Origin of the sequence: Bacillus sp. NPDC077411, assembly GCF_044543425.1 — a bacterium.
GTDB classification, from domain to species: domain Bacteria; phylum Bacillota; class Bacilli; order Bacillales; family Bacillaceae_G; genus Bacillus_A; species Bacillus_A bruguierae.
Genome location: NZ_JBITWA010000008.1, coordinates 102,717 through 117,186 on the forward strand (window position 1 = coordinate 102,717; position 14,470 = coordinate 117,186).

17 protein-coding genes and 2 pseudogenes are annotated in these 14,470 nt (G+C 31.9%); 17 read left to right on the plus strand and 2 right to left on the minus strand.

The features are described 5' to 3' along the window. Nucleotides 1-24: 24 nt before the first annotated feature. The 14 genes and pseudogenes from ACIGHG_RS12835 (at nucleotide 25) to ACIGHG_RS12900 (ending at nucleotide 9,641) form a co-directional block, all read left to right on the plus strand. Nucleotides 25-411 carry an Imm3 family immunity protein gene (locus ACIGHG_RS12835; RefSeq protein ID WP_396548769.1) on the plus strand — a complete coding sequence of 129 codons (387 nt, stop codon included), beginning with the start codon at nucleotides 25-27 and terminating at the stop codon, nucleotides 409-411. A 200-nt stretch (nucleotides 412-611) separates the two neighbouring features. Further along, complete coding sequence (locus ACIGHG_RS12840) at nucleotides 612-1,100, plus strand: hypothetical protein (RefSeq protein ID WP_396548771.1); 489 nt, start codon at nucleotides 612-614, stop codon at nucleotides 1,098-1,100. Nucleotides 1,101-1,394: 294 nt separating this feature from the next. Beyond that, nucleotides 1,395-1,793, plus strand: coding sequence for a ribonuclease toxin immunity protein CdiI (gene cdiI, locus ACIGHG_RS12845; RefSeq protein ID WP_396548773.1), 399 nt, complete (start codon nucleotides 1,395-1,397; stop codon nucleotides 1,791-1,793). A 369-nt stretch (nucleotides 1,794-2,162) separates the two neighbouring features. Continuing rightward, a pseudogene (locus ACIGHG_RS12850) lies at nucleotides 2,163-2,468 on the plus strand (zincin-like metallopeptidase toxin domain-containing protein); the annotation flags it as partial. A gap of 2 nt (nucleotides 2,469-2,470) precedes the next feature. After that, nucleotides 2,471-2,821, plus strand: a complete 351-nt coding sequence (locus ACIGHG_RS12855) for a hypothetical protein (protein WP_336474308.1) — start codon at nucleotides 2,471-2,473, stop codon at nucleotides 2,819-2,821. Between the two features lie 824 nt (nucleotides 2,822-3,645). After that, a complete protein-coding gene (locus ACIGHG_RS12860; RefSeq protein ID WP_396548775.1) occupies nucleotides 3,646-3,828 on the plus strand; it encodes a polymorphic toxin type 15 domain-containing protein in 183 nt (60 codons plus the stop codon). A 169-nt stretch (nucleotides 3,829-3,997) separates the two neighbouring features. Continuing rightward, nucleotides 3,998-4,507 carry an ankyrin repeat domain-containing protein gene (locus ACIGHG_RS12865; protein WP_396548777.1) on the plus strand — a complete coding sequence of 170 codons (510 nt, stop codon included), beginning with the start codon at nucleotides 3,998-4,000 and terminating at the stop codon, nucleotides 4,505-4,507. Nucleotides 4,508-4,593: 86 nt separating this feature from the next. Then, entirely contained in the window at nucleotides 4,594-5,103 is a 510-nt protein-coding gene (locus ACIGHG_RS12870; protein ID WP_396548779.1) for an ankyrin repeat domain-containing protein, read from the plus strand. Between the two features lie 255 nt (nucleotides 5,104-5,358). Continuing rightward, nucleotides 5,359-5,532 (plus strand): annotated as a pseudogene (locus ACIGHG_RS12875) (deaminase domain-containing protein); the annotation flags it as partial. 21 nt (nucleotides 5,533-5,553) lie between these two features. Next, complete coding sequence (locus ACIGHG_RS12880) at nucleotides 5,554-6,249, plus strand: Imm3 family immunity protein (protein WP_396548781.1); 696 nt, start codon at nucleotides 5,554-5,556, stop codon at nucleotides 6,247-6,249. A gap of 275 nt (nucleotides 6,250-6,524) precedes the next feature. Continuing rightward, a complete protein-coding gene (locus ACIGHG_RS12885; RefSeq protein WP_396548783.1) occupies nucleotides 6,525-7,673 on the plus strand; it encodes a suppressor of fused domain protein in 1,149 nt (382 codons plus the stop codon). Between the two features lie 153 nt (nucleotides 7,674-7,826). Then, the gene (locus ACIGHG_RS12890) at nucleotides 7,827-8,339 is read left to right on the plus strand and encodes an Imm6 family immunity protein (RefSeq protein ID WP_396548880.1); all 513 of its coding nucleotides are present in this window, start codon (nucleotides 7,827-7,829) and stop codon (nucleotides 8,337-8,339) included. 332 nt (nucleotides 8,340-8,671) lie between these two features. Then, nucleotides 8,672-8,851 carry a hypothetical protein gene (locus tag ACIGHG_RS12895; RefSeq protein WP_396548785.1) on the plus strand — a complete coding sequence of 60 codons (180 nt, stop codon included), beginning with the start codon at nucleotides 8,672-8,674 and terminating at the stop codon, nucleotides 8,849-8,851. Between the two features lie 280 nt (nucleotides 8,852-9,131). Beyond that, entirely contained in the window at nucleotides 9,132-9,641 is a 510-nt protein-coding gene (locus tag ACIGHG_RS12900; RefSeq protein WP_396548787.1) for an ankyrin repeat domain-containing protein, read from the plus strand. Nucleotides 9,642-9,919: 278 nt separating this feature from the next. Here the strand turns inward: ACIGHG_RS12900 and ACIGHG_RS12905 are convergent, their stop codons facing one another. Beyond that, nucleotides 9,920-10,636 carry a hypothetical protein gene (locus ACIGHG_RS12905; RefSeq protein ID WP_336474302.1) on the minus strand — a complete coding sequence of 239 codons (717 nt, stop codon included), beginning with the start codon at nucleotides 10,634-10,636 and terminating at the stop codon, nucleotides 9,920-9,922. Nucleotides 10,637-10,822: 186 nt separating this feature from the next. Then, nucleotides 10,823-11,566: a siderophore biosynthesis protein gene (locus tag ACIGHG_RS12910; RefSeq protein ID WP_336474301.1), complete on the minus strand. Its 744-nt coding sequence runs from the start codon at nucleotides 11,564-11,566 to the stop codon at nucleotides 10,823-10,825. A gap of 726 nt (nucleotides 11,567-12,292) precedes the next feature. Here ACIGHG_RS12910 and ACIGHG_RS12915 point away from each other — a divergent pair. From ACIGHG_RS12915 to ACIGHG_RS12925, 3 genes are all read left to right on the plus strand, one after another. After that, nucleotides 12,293-12,775 carry a hypothetical protein gene (locus ACIGHG_RS12915; protein WP_396548789.1) on the plus strand — a complete coding sequence of 161 codons (483 nt, stop codon included), beginning with the start codon at nucleotides 12,293-12,295 and terminating at the stop codon, nucleotides 12,773-12,775. 287 nt (nucleotides 12,776-13,062) lie between these two features. Next, nucleotides 13,063-13,698 (plus strand): hypothetical protein, encoded by a 636-nt coding sequence (locus ACIGHG_RS12920; RefSeq protein ID WP_396548791.1) that lies wholly within the window; start codon nucleotides 13,063-13,065, stop codon nucleotides 13,696-13,698. A gap of 208 nt (nucleotides 13,699-13,906) precedes the next feature. Next, the gene (locus tag ACIGHG_RS12925) at nucleotides 13,907-14,239 is read left to right on the plus strand and encodes a hypothetical protein (RefSeq protein WP_336474298.1); all 333 of its coding nucleotides are present in this window, start codon (nucleotides 13,907-13,909) and stop codon (nucleotides 14,237-14,239) included. Nucleotides 14,240-14,470 lie beyond the last annotated feature (231 nt).

Sequence of the window (14,470 nt, forward strand, 5' to 3'; positions counted from 1 at the left end):
CCATAGTCTATAGGAGGGATATAAATGGAAGATTGGGAATATAATGAATTAATTGAGGCTGTTAAAGAAATGTATGACAATATGTTAAATGAAGATAGAGGATATAAATATGCTACTGCAAGAACATTTTATGAATTCGAAACCGTTTGCAATGAGGGTAAAATAGAAAGTTTATTAGTACACTTAGTCATTGGAGAGATAATAGTGACACATCCAAAAGTTTTTGTGGGTGTGGTTGATGCCATAAAAAAAGAGCTAGGAAGCATTGATAGGAAGGAATTAGAGAAGGAATTGTTATCTGAAGAGGTTGAGGATCTTGTGACCAGAATAAATAATGTCAATCATAAACTTAATAACGTAATACTGGACTATGATCCTAATGCTGATAATTATGATACTACGTCAAGATAATAGACACAGATTTCTACCGCGCTTTCGCTTAGTAATCTTTATAAAAAGTTTAAATAAAGAATAGTTTGTACCTTTGTAAAGGACATTTTGAAAAAAGTTATGCAACATCAAGAAGATGATTTCTGTATTTGGGTATTATCCCCTTATAGTAGACAGTTGAAAGAAAGTTACTGTACTGTTTATTATGGAGGGGATTTTTTATGACTTTAGATAAGTATAAAAACATGTCTGATCAAGAGTTTAAACAATTGTCTAATGAAGAATTTCAAGATTATATTAAGTTGAAGAGAGAAGATTTCCCTAGGCATTATAGGAAAATAAATGAAATCACTGTAGGTGTGGTATTAAAACCTGAGGAAGCAATAGCAATTGCGAAACAATATCATAAGAAAAATAACTTAGATGGAGTGGTTAATGAAGACATCCACCAACTTTTCTTTGATGAAGCTTATACATTCAAAATTGATAAAGAAAATAGAGATAATAATGATGTTAGACCAGCATGGAGAGTATTGGTAGATTTACCAGAGACCCCTTTTCTTATGGAGGACTACACATTGATTGTGTCTGATAAAGATAAAAAAGTGATGGGGATGCTCGATCCAAACGGACATCCAGTATTTAAAGGAAATGAATTTACGGATGAAGATATCGAATATATTATGAATAATGAGGATTCTGAAGATTAATTAATAACTTAGTGCATAGTTTTATAAATAGAATAAATATTGTTATTATGCAATTTTACGAGGTTTTCGATCACTGGTAAAGAAACATCTCCACTTTATAACGTTATTTGATGAAGCTTTTGTCTATATGATCTGAACTGGGAGATGGTATTAAACATAATCGAATTAGAGCATTAGTAGGTCAAAATATAGAGACAATTCGAGGCACTGCAAGTAATGGAGAAGGTATTAGAAATGTTGAAACAGGTGAAATAGATAATTATTAGCCTGTATTAGAATGGGGTGAATAACTTTATGGGAAATTTTCAAGAAGATTATCAATTATTAATTGATAGATTTAAAAAGAATGGTCTAACTAAAAGTTTTGTTATTACTGTCCTAGCGAAATTCGCTTTAGACTTTGATTTTATAAAAGTTTTAGATGGCTTCTTTAATGAAGATGTAATAAGAAGGGATACTATTGGTGTTGTTTACTCAGATGAGTTTGACAAAAATGATACGGGCTACTTTGGGGAAGATAGGATATTATTCTATTATGGAGTCGATGAAAATTGGTATGATATTATTACCTTTGGTGAGTTGTGTAATTATTTGCAGGTAGTTTGCGATTTTTATGTTGAAAAACACGATGACAAGGCTGAAGAAGTGCAAGAATATTTACAAAAAATTAAAGGGAAATATAAAGTAAAATAAAAGTGTCTTATTCTCCAATCATTGAGAAGCTGTTTTTCGTGATTTTCAAGCGAAAAACAGCTTCTTTTTTAACTTTATCCCGCATTAACGGTCAATAAGACCCCCATCTCAAAATTGAGAGAATCTAATAAGATAGGTGGGGGATAACTGCCCGTAAAAGCCCGATTGGTTCAACTAACCATCAGTGGGGGATGAAAAAAACCCCCACTGACGGAAGTTTCACTTTATAACATAGGATACGGATAATCTTGATTTTAAAGAATGGGAAGAGATGCCTGTTAGTGGTCAAACTAGTCTAACAGATAATGGATTAAGGGAATTTAAGAAAGGCATGAATGAAATTGGTATTAAAGTTTTTTTGACAAAAAGAGAAAAATTCTCACTAGAAATGTTGCGGGAGGCTTTGATATCTATACTGGACAAATGGTTTTGAGACCTGACGAATTACTTTTAAGTTCCATTCATGAATCCTACCACGCTAAGCAATTTAAAGAACTTGGACAAGAAAATTATTTGAAATAATCAAGATCAGCAAGAGAAAGGTACGTTTATAATGAAATTATGAAGAATAAGGAAAAATGTATTGCCGAAGAGATATATGAAGCACAAAGATATATTTTCTTCATTAGAAATAGACAATGGCCATTACCTAATTGGAAAGGATATGAGAAATAGTGATGGAAGAAAAGGAAACAAACTTAACTGCAAGTCAAGCTATTCAAATTGCTAAGCGATATCAGAAAAAGCATAACTTACATGGGATCATACATGATGATATAGAAAGGTCCGTAAGATTTTATAGTGAATTTTATAGAATAAAAGGATGTGCGTGGCTCGTTTTGGCAGATATAACACCCAAGACATATGAAGGTGATGATGAAATTACTTTTGTTATTTCTGATGAGGAAGGCGTTGTAGATCATGTTCTAGACCATAACGGGATCCCTCATCATTATCATCTATCAAGTAATAGAGAGTATACTGATGAGGAATTTGAAGTCATTTTTAATGATGATGAGATTAAGTAAAAAGTACTTATTTATTTTTGGGGTTACCGAGTAGTGAATGAATCTTTTTACCTTATAATTACCGTAACTAGTGATATAAGAAAATAGGTGTGTAGAATAAAGAACTCATGATGTTTAGATAATTATGGAGTTATATAATGATATTTACTTATAAAAATAAGAACGATACGTAGATGAGAAGCAATTTTAAATTTACGAATTATTGTTACTGAGAACAAACCATAAACTTACAAACTTAAAGTACTTGATTGTCTACAATAGACGATGAGTGCTTTTTTGTGTTTTAGTATAGAATTTAGTGGGGCTATTATTAATTTTTCAAGTAATTACTGAAATAGGATTTCAAGATATCTTACTTTAAAATATTGTGTTAAAAGAAAACATAACAAATGGAGGTATTAAAAATGGGGAAAAGCTTTTTTTAAATTAAATATGAGATTACAAGGAACTATTATATATATTTAAATATTGATAAATATACGCCAGAACAATCTGCTGGAAGATGTTATGATGATTTTTATGAAGAAATACAAAATAATGGGATAGAATCAATTGTTGTAATTTCAACTATAATAGGGCTACTAAGTACAAATAAAGGAACTATTGATGAAGATGATTTAAGTAATATAAAAATAATTTTAGATTTATACAAAAGTATTGATATAAATGAATGTTTGGATGAATTTGAGTGTGAATATTTACAAGATGATATAGGATGGTTGCAAAATTATTATGAAGAAATTACTAAAAATTAATTAGTGTATGTTATTAAAGTAAATCTAGTAGTAGCGTAAATAAAAAGTAAATTAGCATATGATGTATTAGTGATTAAAATAATAACTAACCTTGAAGCATTAGCAGATAAGATTGCTGAATTAATGGCTGAAGGAAAGTCATTTGATATAGCAGAAACAGAAGCAAAAGAATGGACTGAAACACAAGTTGCACTTCATAATCCTGACCAAATAACTGGTGGAGATCCTTTGAAAATAGGTGGTATGGGATAGATCCAATAAATTAGGAAAGAAAATCTTGTTTTGGCACCAAATGCCGTAATAGGACAACATAGTCTTGATTCTTTAGAGGAAGTAGTTAATTGGTTAAGGGCTGTTGAAGCTCTTAAAGATTTAGGAGGCATAGCTAGTACAAGATAGTAGAAATACAGGAGGTAATGTTATGGATGAAAAAAGTCTAAATAAGACTATAAGAAATGCTATTAAGCTTGGTGATAGTAATGAAGTAAAGCGTTTAATAGGCAATAATCCAGAATCTTTACATTCAATGACACCATTTGGTACGTGGTTACATGTTGCAGCAAAGAAAGGACATTTTGGAATAGTAGAATATCTGATCCATAAAGGAATCGATGTGAATACAAAAGGTGATATATTTGATGCTTCTCCGTTAAGATTGGCCGCAGGAGCGGGGCATTTGAAGATAGTAAAGTATTTAATAGAGGCCGGCGCAGAATTAGATGTAACCTTAGCAAAAAGAAATCCATTATTTGGAGCGATTTATGGTGGACATAAAGAAGTAGTTGAGTTTCTAGTTGAAAAAGGAATAGATATTTCAATTAGATACACTGGAGAAAATAGTAAGAATATGAATGCTTATGAATATGCTAGAGAATTTGGGCAAACAGAAATTGCTGAATATTTAAAGATGAAGATGGGCGAAAAAGAATAAGTAAGAGAGATTGATATTGTTGAAATACTAGAAGACCTTTGAAAATAAGCTGCTTCTGGAAGGTAAAAATTAAAGGGGAAACTAAAATGGATAAGACTCAAATTGCGAAAGACATTAGAGATGCCATAAAAGGTGGCCAACTGGATACGTTAAGAAGTTTGCTAGAGAAAGACCCAGAAATGTTAACATGGATGACACCCTTTGGTACATGGTTACATGTAGCAACAGCTCATGGGCATTTAAAAATAGTAGAATATCTCATTAGTGTTGGGATAGATATTCATGCACAGGGTGGAACTTTTTCTACAAATGCCCTTGAAAGAGCGGCTACAAAAGGACATTTAGATATTGCAGAATATCTCATTAATTATAATATCGAGATTGATACTAGTGAACCAGATAGAAATCCTCTGTTTGCTGCAATATATGGTGGTCATTTTGAGATTGTTAAATTGTTAGTTGAGAATAATATAGATATATCTATAAAATACTCTGGTGACAACATGAGAGATATGGATGCTTATGCATTCGCCGTTGAAAGAGGACAAATAGAAATTGCTGAATATTTAAAACGAAAGATGGATGAAAAAGAATAGAAAAAGCGACTTTTTATGTAATAGTATTTGCTATAGAGATACGCATATATGGTAATAAAATTTATGTATAACAAAAGCGAATCAGAACGTATAAAGTAAAAATGAAGTGATGGAATTGACAAACTAAGTCGTTTCATCGCTTTTTCTTTTTAAGCGGAACTACCCAGTGTCGAATGATTTCAATACCATTACTAAACTAAATCTTATTACCTTAGGGGTGAAGATGCAGAGTATAAAATATGAAATGACGTAGCGGATAGATTAGATGGCAATAAAGATGCGACAGGAACTATTAGATTGTTCACCGAAAAGGATACATGCGGTAGTTGTAATAAAATCATTCAGCAATTTCAAAAAGACTATCCTATTATTAAAGTTGAAGTACTTCATAATGGTGATACACCTATTCCACTTAAAACTTCAACATAGTAAAGTTCGGAGGTTTTATAAATGACTTATAGTTGTGAAGAGTATTTAGAATATATATATGAGACGTATAGTGAATATGTAGAAGATGAAAAAATGAGCAGAACGGAGGCAGTTGCACGAACATTTAATGAGTATGATATGTTAATGAAAAAAAGCGAGACAGATAAATTAATTATCAGTGTAATATTTGCAGAAATTCTAGTTTCGCATTCTAAGATTTTCAATACATTTAAAAATTATATGATTGAAACGATATCAAATATAAACTTTATGTTAATAGAACAGGAGCATAAACTTACACAGGAACAATACAATGATTTCCTCTTGCGAAAGGAGCAGGTACTTAAACAATTAGAAGAAAAGCCGTCAGACTATTATCCGAGGGTATGTTGGTACTATGAAGAATTAACAGACGAAGTTAATAAATTTTTTGATGGAATCAATTCTAAGGGTACAGATGAAAATGAGGTAATTGCTAAAGTATGCAAGCGTTTTGAGCGTGACTGCAAAAATACAGTAAGTGAAAAAATGATAGTGTATACAACTTTAGCCGAAAATGTATTGCGATATAATTTGATACCACAAATAAAAGACATGAGTTTTATAAACGAATTGAAGGAGTTTACATTAGACAATATTCAAGGTGAACAGCTATCTGATAATGAGAAAGAAAAGTTAACACAGCGTATACAGGTGGTTTTGGATTGCATAGCATGAAAAATGCAAAACCAAAGTGAAAATTGTAAAAAACATTCAATGAGAGTGTGAATTAAACCGTGTAAGTTTCAAAGAAGAAGCATACACAATTATGTAAAATGATATCCGGATTTAGGGGAATTTTACTTATTTGAAATAAAATAAGTTTTTTGAAACCTATATTGAAGCGCTTAGGAATGTTGTTGATAGACTTAGAAAGGTTAGGGATAATGGATGATATAGTGGAGGAACTTAGAGATCTCGGTGATATTGCACAAAGGAGGAGAAACTAGAATATGGATAAAATACAAACTTCAAAAGAGATTCGTTCGGCTATAAAAAGTGGTAATCTTGAAAAAGTCGTTGAATTAATTGACTCTAATGTTCAAGTTTTAAATATGATAACCCCCTTTGGAACGTGGCTTCATGTCGCAGCTTCTAGAGGGGAATTAGATATAGTGAAAAAATTGATAGAACTTGGTATAGACATAAATACATTAGGTGGAACATATGAAGGTGGAGCATTAAATGAGGCCGCTTCCGAAGGGCATATTAATGTAGTAAAGTATTTATTGGCTTGTGGGGCTGATCTGGATATAAGTGATCCAATAAGAAACCCGTTGTTTGGGGCAATTAGTAATGGGTATCCCGATATTGCAAAACTTTTAATCGAAAGCGGTATAGATGTTAATGTTAAATATACTGGTGAGTCGATGAAGGCGATGGATGCATTAGCTTTTGCAAAGGAACAAGGGCAAGGAGAAATCGTTAAGTTGTTAGAAAATCAAAAAGGGTGTTCTACTACTTCAACTGAAACAAACGATAATAATCAAAATCATCATCATATGATTTTAGAATATGTCACTAAACACTTTGGGCCTATCAAAAATACCATAAGTGAAATTGTCCCTGGTAGTAGAGTATCGGTCAATATTCACATAATTCCTTCATCAGTGAATAAAGATTTCGTAACGCTCGTAACTACCGGTATGAGTGATGAGCCTATGGACTATTCAAACGAAGAAGGTGTGTTTAAATATGCAGAGTTGGTCCTGAAATTGCCTTCAAGTTGGATAATTGAGAAAGACAGTATGAAAGATCAAGATCATTACTGGCCTCTTAGTTGGCTAAGGAAAGTAGCTCATATTCCACATATGTATGATGGGTGGCTGGAAGAAGGGGTTATTCTTCCAAATGGAGAACCTCCACAGCCATTTGCATCAAATACAAAGTTATCATGCATAATGGTATGTCGTTCCCAAGAACCTGAGCTGGACAACGTCTATACTAAACAAGGAAATATAAACATTTATACACTTGTTCCTATTTATGAAGAAGAAAGAAATCTTGCATTGGAAAAGGGGCATGACTATCTACTTAAAAGAATGAGTGAGGAAGGAATCTCGGACGTATTGGACATAGATAGGGTGAATGTTGGGATATAATAGCATCTGTAGACAGGGCAATATGTGGCATACAGCTCATTAATGGATAATTGGAACAAATTCAACATAGCATATTGCAGCTGATTTTTGATTATTATAAACAAAAAAGAATATTCCTTTACAGAATGTCCAAAATAGGAATGATAATTAATGATAGATTTCATAAAAAAGGTTAATGAAGATGCAAAAGTTGCAGTAGGTTTAGCAATTGCCGAAAAAATGTTTAAATTAATAGATAGAAATGATAATGGATATAATCTTGGTAGAGAAGCATTAGATAGTTGCTGGAAATGGCTTGAAGGTGAAAAAATCGATGCTGATGATTTGTGTAATTACATAGATAGTGAAGATTATATAGATGTAGCTGAGTTTACAAACGAAGAAAAAGATGTACAAAAACAGTATGCATGGTATTCAGTGTTAGATGCTGTTTCTTATACAATTTACCAAGCATATAAAAAGGAAAAAAGAAAATTCGTTCCTCAAGTGGTTGAATTAATTGATGATGAAACGTTAAGAATATTAGGTGAAAATGCGATTGAATTTGGTTATTTTAAGATTGAAAGTTTAAATAGTATAAAAAAATATCTATTGGAAAACTACTCATTAAAAGATAGTATCGAAACCTATAATTATATAAAAAGGGATAGCTTACCATTGATTTAAAGTAACTACTCAGTCACTCTATGAAAAACCGATAGAAAAGCATTTTTTTAAGTGGTCAAGAGGAACTGGCTATGTATAGTAGCGGTCAGGGCCTTTTCCTGCCACGCGCAAAGTTTTAAAACAAAGAAAGGCAGCAAGGCGTAGGTCCATTTTTATCTTCATGGCAGCAATTATAGGTAAGCGTATTTTCGCTGGAATTATACTCTTTACCAAACTTCTAAATGAAATGTATGGTTGAGTAGTTACAATTAATTTATATAGTTAACTATACAGCACTTGATTGTCTTTTGGGCATCAAGTGTTTTTTTCGGGAAATTTATGCTTTGGATAACATGAATAAGCTTAAAAATGTTATTCAAAACAATACTTTTAGTGTAGATGAGCTGTCTGATTTAGGCATTATTAAAGAATATAATGAAGCATTAATTAAAATTGATTTTTGTAAGTATTTTAGAGTACTAATAGGTGACCCACCTGCTGCTATGGCTACATACACATCATATTCTATTTAAAAAATAAAAAAGGTCTTGGTCAGAAGTAACAAGAACTGGTTTGAGAAGGTTAAGAAATATTAAGAAGGTATGGAATAGAACCGATAATTGGTAAAGAAAATCTTATTTGGGCACCAAATAGAATTACAGGACAACACGGTATAGAACGTCTTCAACATATTGTTGATAAGTTGAAAGAAGTAGATAGTTTTGGTGGAACTCGTGAAAAAATGGTTGAAATGCTTAAGCTACTAGGTGAGGAAGTAGCATCAATGAAATAAAGATATTGTAGGGGGATTCTATGGATAATAAGGAAAAAGCAATAAAAATCTATGAGTTAATTGAGGATGGTAATATAGAACAAGCGAAAGAGATAATTATTACTGATAAAAGTTTGCTTGATTTTGTAACACCTTTTGGAACGTGGCTACATGTTGCGGCTAGAGCCGGTAAACTGGATATGATAAAATTTCTAGTTGAATCTGGTATGGATATTAATATAAATGAAGGTGTACCACAGTCAGCGCCTATTGCACATGCAGCTAGTGAAGGCGAAATTAGTATTGTAGAGTACTTATTTGATAATGGTGCAATATTAGATGTTAGTGATCCAAATAGAAATCCTCTATTCTCAGCGATTTATGGTGGGCACCTTGATATTGTAAAATATCTTGTTCAGAATGGTATTGATATTACTGTTAAGTATACAGGGGATACTATGAAAGATATGGGAGCTTATGAATTTGCTATTGAAAGAGGACAAACAGAAATTGCTGAATATTTAAAGATGAAGATGGGCAAAAAAGAATAAGTAAGAGAGATTGATATTGTTTTACTATTATGGACTATTGTTTATATCCCCCACATCGTGACACGATAAAATAAGACACATGAGCAAGAATATAACTTATGAATGTAAGCGTCAAATTTCATTACTTTTAGAATCATTACTACTCATAAATAGCCATATACAGTCAAACTAATTATCGGCTATAGCAATTCATCCGCGCTCATGGCTGGTTAAAGAAGTTAATGATCTTCTGGTGCATGAATAGAATATAAAAAAGGAAATCGAAATGATTTCCTTTTTCACTTTGTAAGCTGTAAAGCTTTCATATAATCACTCTTTTTCTCAAGGGCCTTTTTTGCTTCTTCAGCCGTTACTATATAATCTACTACAATATTTTGTAATAAATTCTTATTAGCATTTGGCAGCTGAATCGTTATATCATCCACACTAATCTTATTATTTTCAATTGTTTTATTAAATTCCTGAATACTTCTTGCAACTTCTGCTAATTTTTCCATATGTGCAGGATTGTTGACATCTAAAAAGATATTACTTCTAAAAACTGCCGTAACATAATGCTTCGAATGTTTCTTTGCTATTTCTTTCTCAGCCTTCTTATCGAAAACAGTATCCCCCGTCTGCATTTGATCGAACGTAAATATAGTATTATTCCCTTTTTTTTCATAATATGTATTAAATTTTTCTTGTAAATCATACGCTTCTTTTTTAATTTTATAGTTATCATTATTTACTTTTGGAGAGATTTGTCCATCGAAAGATAGTTGAAATTGCAAATATGGTTCATCTACTTGCTGCACATAAGCTGTTCGCATTTCTGGACCAAGTAAAATCTCTCCGTTCCCATGTGTTTCAACTTGATTTAGTTTCACAGAAATACCATACTCTGATTTTGTATAATTTTGTGCTTTTTGTTCAATTTCTTTATTCGATATATCACATGATGTTAATAGTAATAAACTAAACATTATGCTATATGTCATTTTTGTTCTTTTCATAATTTACCTCCTTTCATTTTAATTTCATTATATACGAATTTCTTTATGGATTTAAAATAAAGTCACGATGCTTTATCTTTTCAATTAAAGAATTTTAAATGTGTCGTGCTAGAACCGTGTATATTGCTTACTTAACTATCAAACGCTTGCCGACAGCCCTTCCCCGTCTCTCCTGCTTCTTGTACCTTATGTATACTCAAAACAAATTACTGTTTTTCTTAATTCTTTACTGAAAAATAGGTATATACGATCCGCACCATAAGCTTGAAAATAATAGCCTGTAGTAAATCCAACATATGTAAATGGATGGCCATCTTCATCTTTTGGTACATACAGTAGATTGGTATAGTCAAAAATTTCATCTTCGCTAACACAATCTTCCAATAATTCTTGCCCTTCTTCTGTCATAAAACGTATATCATCCAGAATTCCACCTACCTCGGGATAATCTAATCCCCAGCCACTTGTTTGCTTTTCGACAAACTCTTGCTCTAATGATTCTACGGATGTAAATTCTTTTCCAAAGCTAGAATAAGGATAAATTTTCTGATTACGTTGGAAAAATTTTTTACGGATTTGATAGTCTTTTTCATTACGCACATAGGCTTTCTCTACAATATCGGAAGGGCTCTGTTCAATTTCAAAGTAATTCCAATCTGCTTCAAATTTATACTTTCCGTCAACGACATCAAAGCCTAACGTATCTTCTTTCGTAAAATTCGTGTGAAATGGTTGGGTAAAATCACCAACACACCCCTCGTGAATTTCCTTTGCTGACACAATATGTAGCCATTCGTCCCATTCTGGTTCAACGAATTGTAAGTTTATGGAACAAATGGGTAAAAAGTGTTTTTTATGCTGCTCCAAATTATCATAAAACACTTCTTCATATGCAGGAAACGGTTTAATGAATTGTTTAGAAATGTGCATCTTTTTCCCCACCTTTATACGAGGTTTTTGTTTAATTTTATCATTTTATCTGAAACGTAAACAAAAAATAACTCCAAAATCAACTTATATTGTATATTTTGAAGTTACTTTACGTTTATTTATGAATAGTACTTAAGATGAGGTTATTTTGAGTCTATGTACAAGACTTTTTTGTATTGTTTATGATGTCCTTCTGAATTGAGGTAATCCATTCAAAATATTAGCTTCAGTAGTAGACGTGTCGATGAAGTAATGAGATTTTAGAATAGGAGTCAGTTAAGAAACAATTATATTTTCTATTCAGATGAAGATTTAACAGCCGAGCAAATTATAGAAAAAGCACTTGCAAGTGAATAGTTTAACAGTGAATTAAGAGTAATACTAGGATTCTGGGCATTGTGTAGATAATGGGCTCAGCAGATTAGTTTTGTAGAGAGGTAATTTCACAAGTTATAAATGGATATCTATATAAATCCAAATTTAAAAAACCGACATAAAACCATTCTTTTTCGGTGGTCGAGAGCATCTAGCCATGCATAGAAGCGGTCAGTGTCCTTTCCTGCCACATGCAAGGTTTAAAACAAAGGGAGAAAGCAAGTGCAGGCTCTTCTGCATAACTGCAATCTTATATGTCAAAAAATTAAAATGAATTCCTATAAATGTTAAAATTACTCTTGATTATGATGAATAATATCACAATTAGATCTGAAATGGAGGATGGAGAAGATGTTTACGGAATACCTTCTTTATTATGAGAGAAGTAATATCGAAGATGAAGTTTTAATTCAAATGGCTAAGGAAATAAATGTTGCAATTACAGAAGAGTTCATAGAAGATAAGCTTTTTTTTGGAGGAGAATTTTCTCCAAGTGATTATGGAACTGGTAAAGTATATATTTTGAAAAACGAAGAAACAGAAGAATTCATAGTAATTGATACATTTTTAGCCCCTGACGATCAATTTGAAATGATGTATATCGGAGTAAGATGTGAAACAAAGAAGCAAGAAACGATAAAAGATTTTCTACTAGGTTGTTTTGAAGAAGAGCCTACAATACCATTAAAGCGGTGTTTTAAGATAATAGACAATGATTTACTTTTACAAATATCTAAAATGGATAAGATAGACAGAAGTATTTATTATAGTGATAAGAAATTTGGGATATACGAAGTTGAAGTTGAGCTTATAATATATGATTATTCTAAATGAAGGTCTTCTAGTACGTTCGTGTGTAAACGCTAAATAAGATTGGATACTTTGCTGTTTGATAAGGATGAAGACTTTTTTGCAGTTCGAAGCACCCTCTTTACATGGAGAGGCGTGAATGATAGGTTAGATAGCCTTGCAAATTTCCTTATATGATGCGGCTTTTACAAGAACATCTTGTACGCAGAGGCTCCATGTCAAGCGATCTTAGTTGTGAACAAATTTCCAGAAATGTGTTCACATTTAATTGACGGTTACATGAATAACAAAATTTAATTAGGTAGGTGTAAATGGTGGTAGATAAAGTGGATGATTTTTGCTTTTCTAAAAAATATGACTGTTGGGATGGATCTATAAACGTAAATTGTTCAATTTCGTTTTTTGGACAAAACAAAATTGAGGTAGGGGGGTATTTAGAAAGTAATCAACCTTTAACAAAAGAAGCTTATAATACGATATGTTATTTAAAGGAAAACTTTGATATTGTTTATGAAAATATACTAAAGGGTCTATTTGAATTGCAAGTGAAAGGCTTCATGAGTTACGAGATATATAATGAAAATGATCATGATCATTCTCCCATTACTTTTAATAGTATGGAAGAAATTCATCCTTATTTAGGAACTCCTACATTTGAGATTTTACCTAACTATACGAAGGATAATTATGCTTACTTTGCAATTTCATTTCATGATGAAGGTTGCTTGCTATCTATTGAACATGGCCTTATAGCTTTATTTTTTAAAAATGACCTGATTCAAATTGAGCCTTCTGATTCATATTGTATGATTCAGAGGCTTATGGATTACGAGGAAGATTGTACAAAGTGGCAAAAAGATTTTTGGTTAGTGTGTTATGAACTAGCTAAGAACAACTTACTTGAAGATAAGAAATTGTTTAGAGATAAGTGGTTGAAGGGTGAATAACTCTTTCCTTTTTTTAATAAATTTTATAAGTTCGTTTCCCGTTTGATTACAAACTTTAAATTCCTCAGCAAATAAATTATTAAGTGTAACATTTTGTATTTCTAGGAATTTTTCCTGCTACGCTTAATGATTTGTACGGATGGCACGAGGAATAGTTTATCAGAAGAGCTGGTACTAGATGTTTTCCATTTTTAAGGAGGGTTTTAAAGTGGATTATATGTCCTTAATAGTTAGACCAGATAAGAATATTGTTAAGTATATTACTTCTTTAAGAAAATTTAGTCATAAATCAATTCGTGAGCTAAAAAGAAATATAGAAGATGAAACTCCAGTTTTACAGTTTAGTTATTATGATACAGAAGAATTGATTAAACTTAAAAATGTTGTTGTTAAATTGAACGCATTGGGTGCAGAAGTAAGAATTCTTGAGGAAGATAGACAGATCTCCCTTGAAATGTTGAGCAATTTAATTGAAACGTGTAGAGAAATAGAGAGAGCGAGAGAAGAACTAGATGATAGAATATTAGAAGACACTGAATAGAAAATCTTTGATAACTACTCAGTCACTCTATGAAAAAACGATAGAAAAGCATGTTTTAAGTGGTCGAGGGGGACTGGCTATGTATAGTAGCGGTCAGGGCCTTTTTCCTGCCACATGCAAAGTTTAAAACAAAAGGATAAAGCGAGTACGGGTCATGTTGTATTCTGCATAGCAGTGACTGATATGTCGAAAAATTAAAAAAGAGGCGAATAGAAATTAATTCATGAGGAA

Coding starts and splice junctions, on each gene's coding strand:
- ACIGHG_RS12840 (WP_396548771.1), top strand. CDS start 612: ATGACTTTAGATAAGTATAAAAACATGTCTGATCAAGAGTTTAAACAA.
- cdiI (WP_396548773.1), top strand. CDS start 1,395: ATGGGAAATTTTCAAGAAGATTATCAATTATTAATTGATAGATTTAAA.
- ACIGHG_RS12910 (WP_336474301.1), bottom strand. CDS start 11,566: ATGCACATTTCTAAACAATTCATTAAACCGTTTCCTGCATATGAAGAA.
- ACIGHG_RS12885 (WP_396548783.1), top strand. CDS start 6,525: ATGGATAAAATACAAACTTCAAAAGAGATTCGTTCGGCTATAAAAAGT.
- ACIGHG_RS12880 (WP_396548781.1), top strand. CDS start 5,554: ATGACTTATAGTTGTGAAGAGTATTTAGAATATATATATGAGACGTAT.
- ACIGHG_RS12865 (WP_396548777.1), top strand. CDS start 3,998: ATGGATGAAAAAAGTCTAAATAAGACTATAAGAAATGCTATTAAGCTT.
- ACIGHG_RS12835 (WP_396548769.1), top strand. CDS start 25: ATGGAAGATTGGGAATATAATGAATTAATTGAGGCTGTTAAAGAAATG.
- ACIGHG_RS12920 (WP_396548791.1), top strand. CDS start 13,063: ATGGTGGTAGATAAAGTGGATGATTTTTGCTTTTCTAAAAAATATGAC.
- ACIGHG_RS12855 (WP_336474308.1), top strand. CDS start 2,471: ATGGAAGAAAAGGAAACAAACTTAACTGCAAGTCAAGCTATTCAAATT.
- ACIGHG_RS12895 (WP_396548785.1), top strand. CDS start 8,672: ATGAATAAGCTTAAAAATGTTATTCAAAACAATACTTTTAGTGTAGAT.
- ACIGHG_RS12915 (WP_396548789.1), top strand. CDS start 12,293: ATGTTTACGGAATACCTTCTTTATTATGAGAGAAGTAATATCGAAGAT.
- ACIGHG_RS12905 (WP_336474302.1), bottom strand. CDS start 10,636: ATGAAAAGAACAAAAATGACATATAGCATAATGTTTAGTTTATTACTA.
- ACIGHG_RS12900 (WP_396548787.1), top strand. CDS start 9,132: ATGGATAATAAGGAAAAAGCAATAAAAATCTATGAGTTAATTGAGGAT.
- ACIGHG_RS12870 (WP_396548779.1), top strand. CDS start 4,594: ATGGATAAGACTCAAATTGCGAAAGACATTAGAGATGCCATAAAAGGT.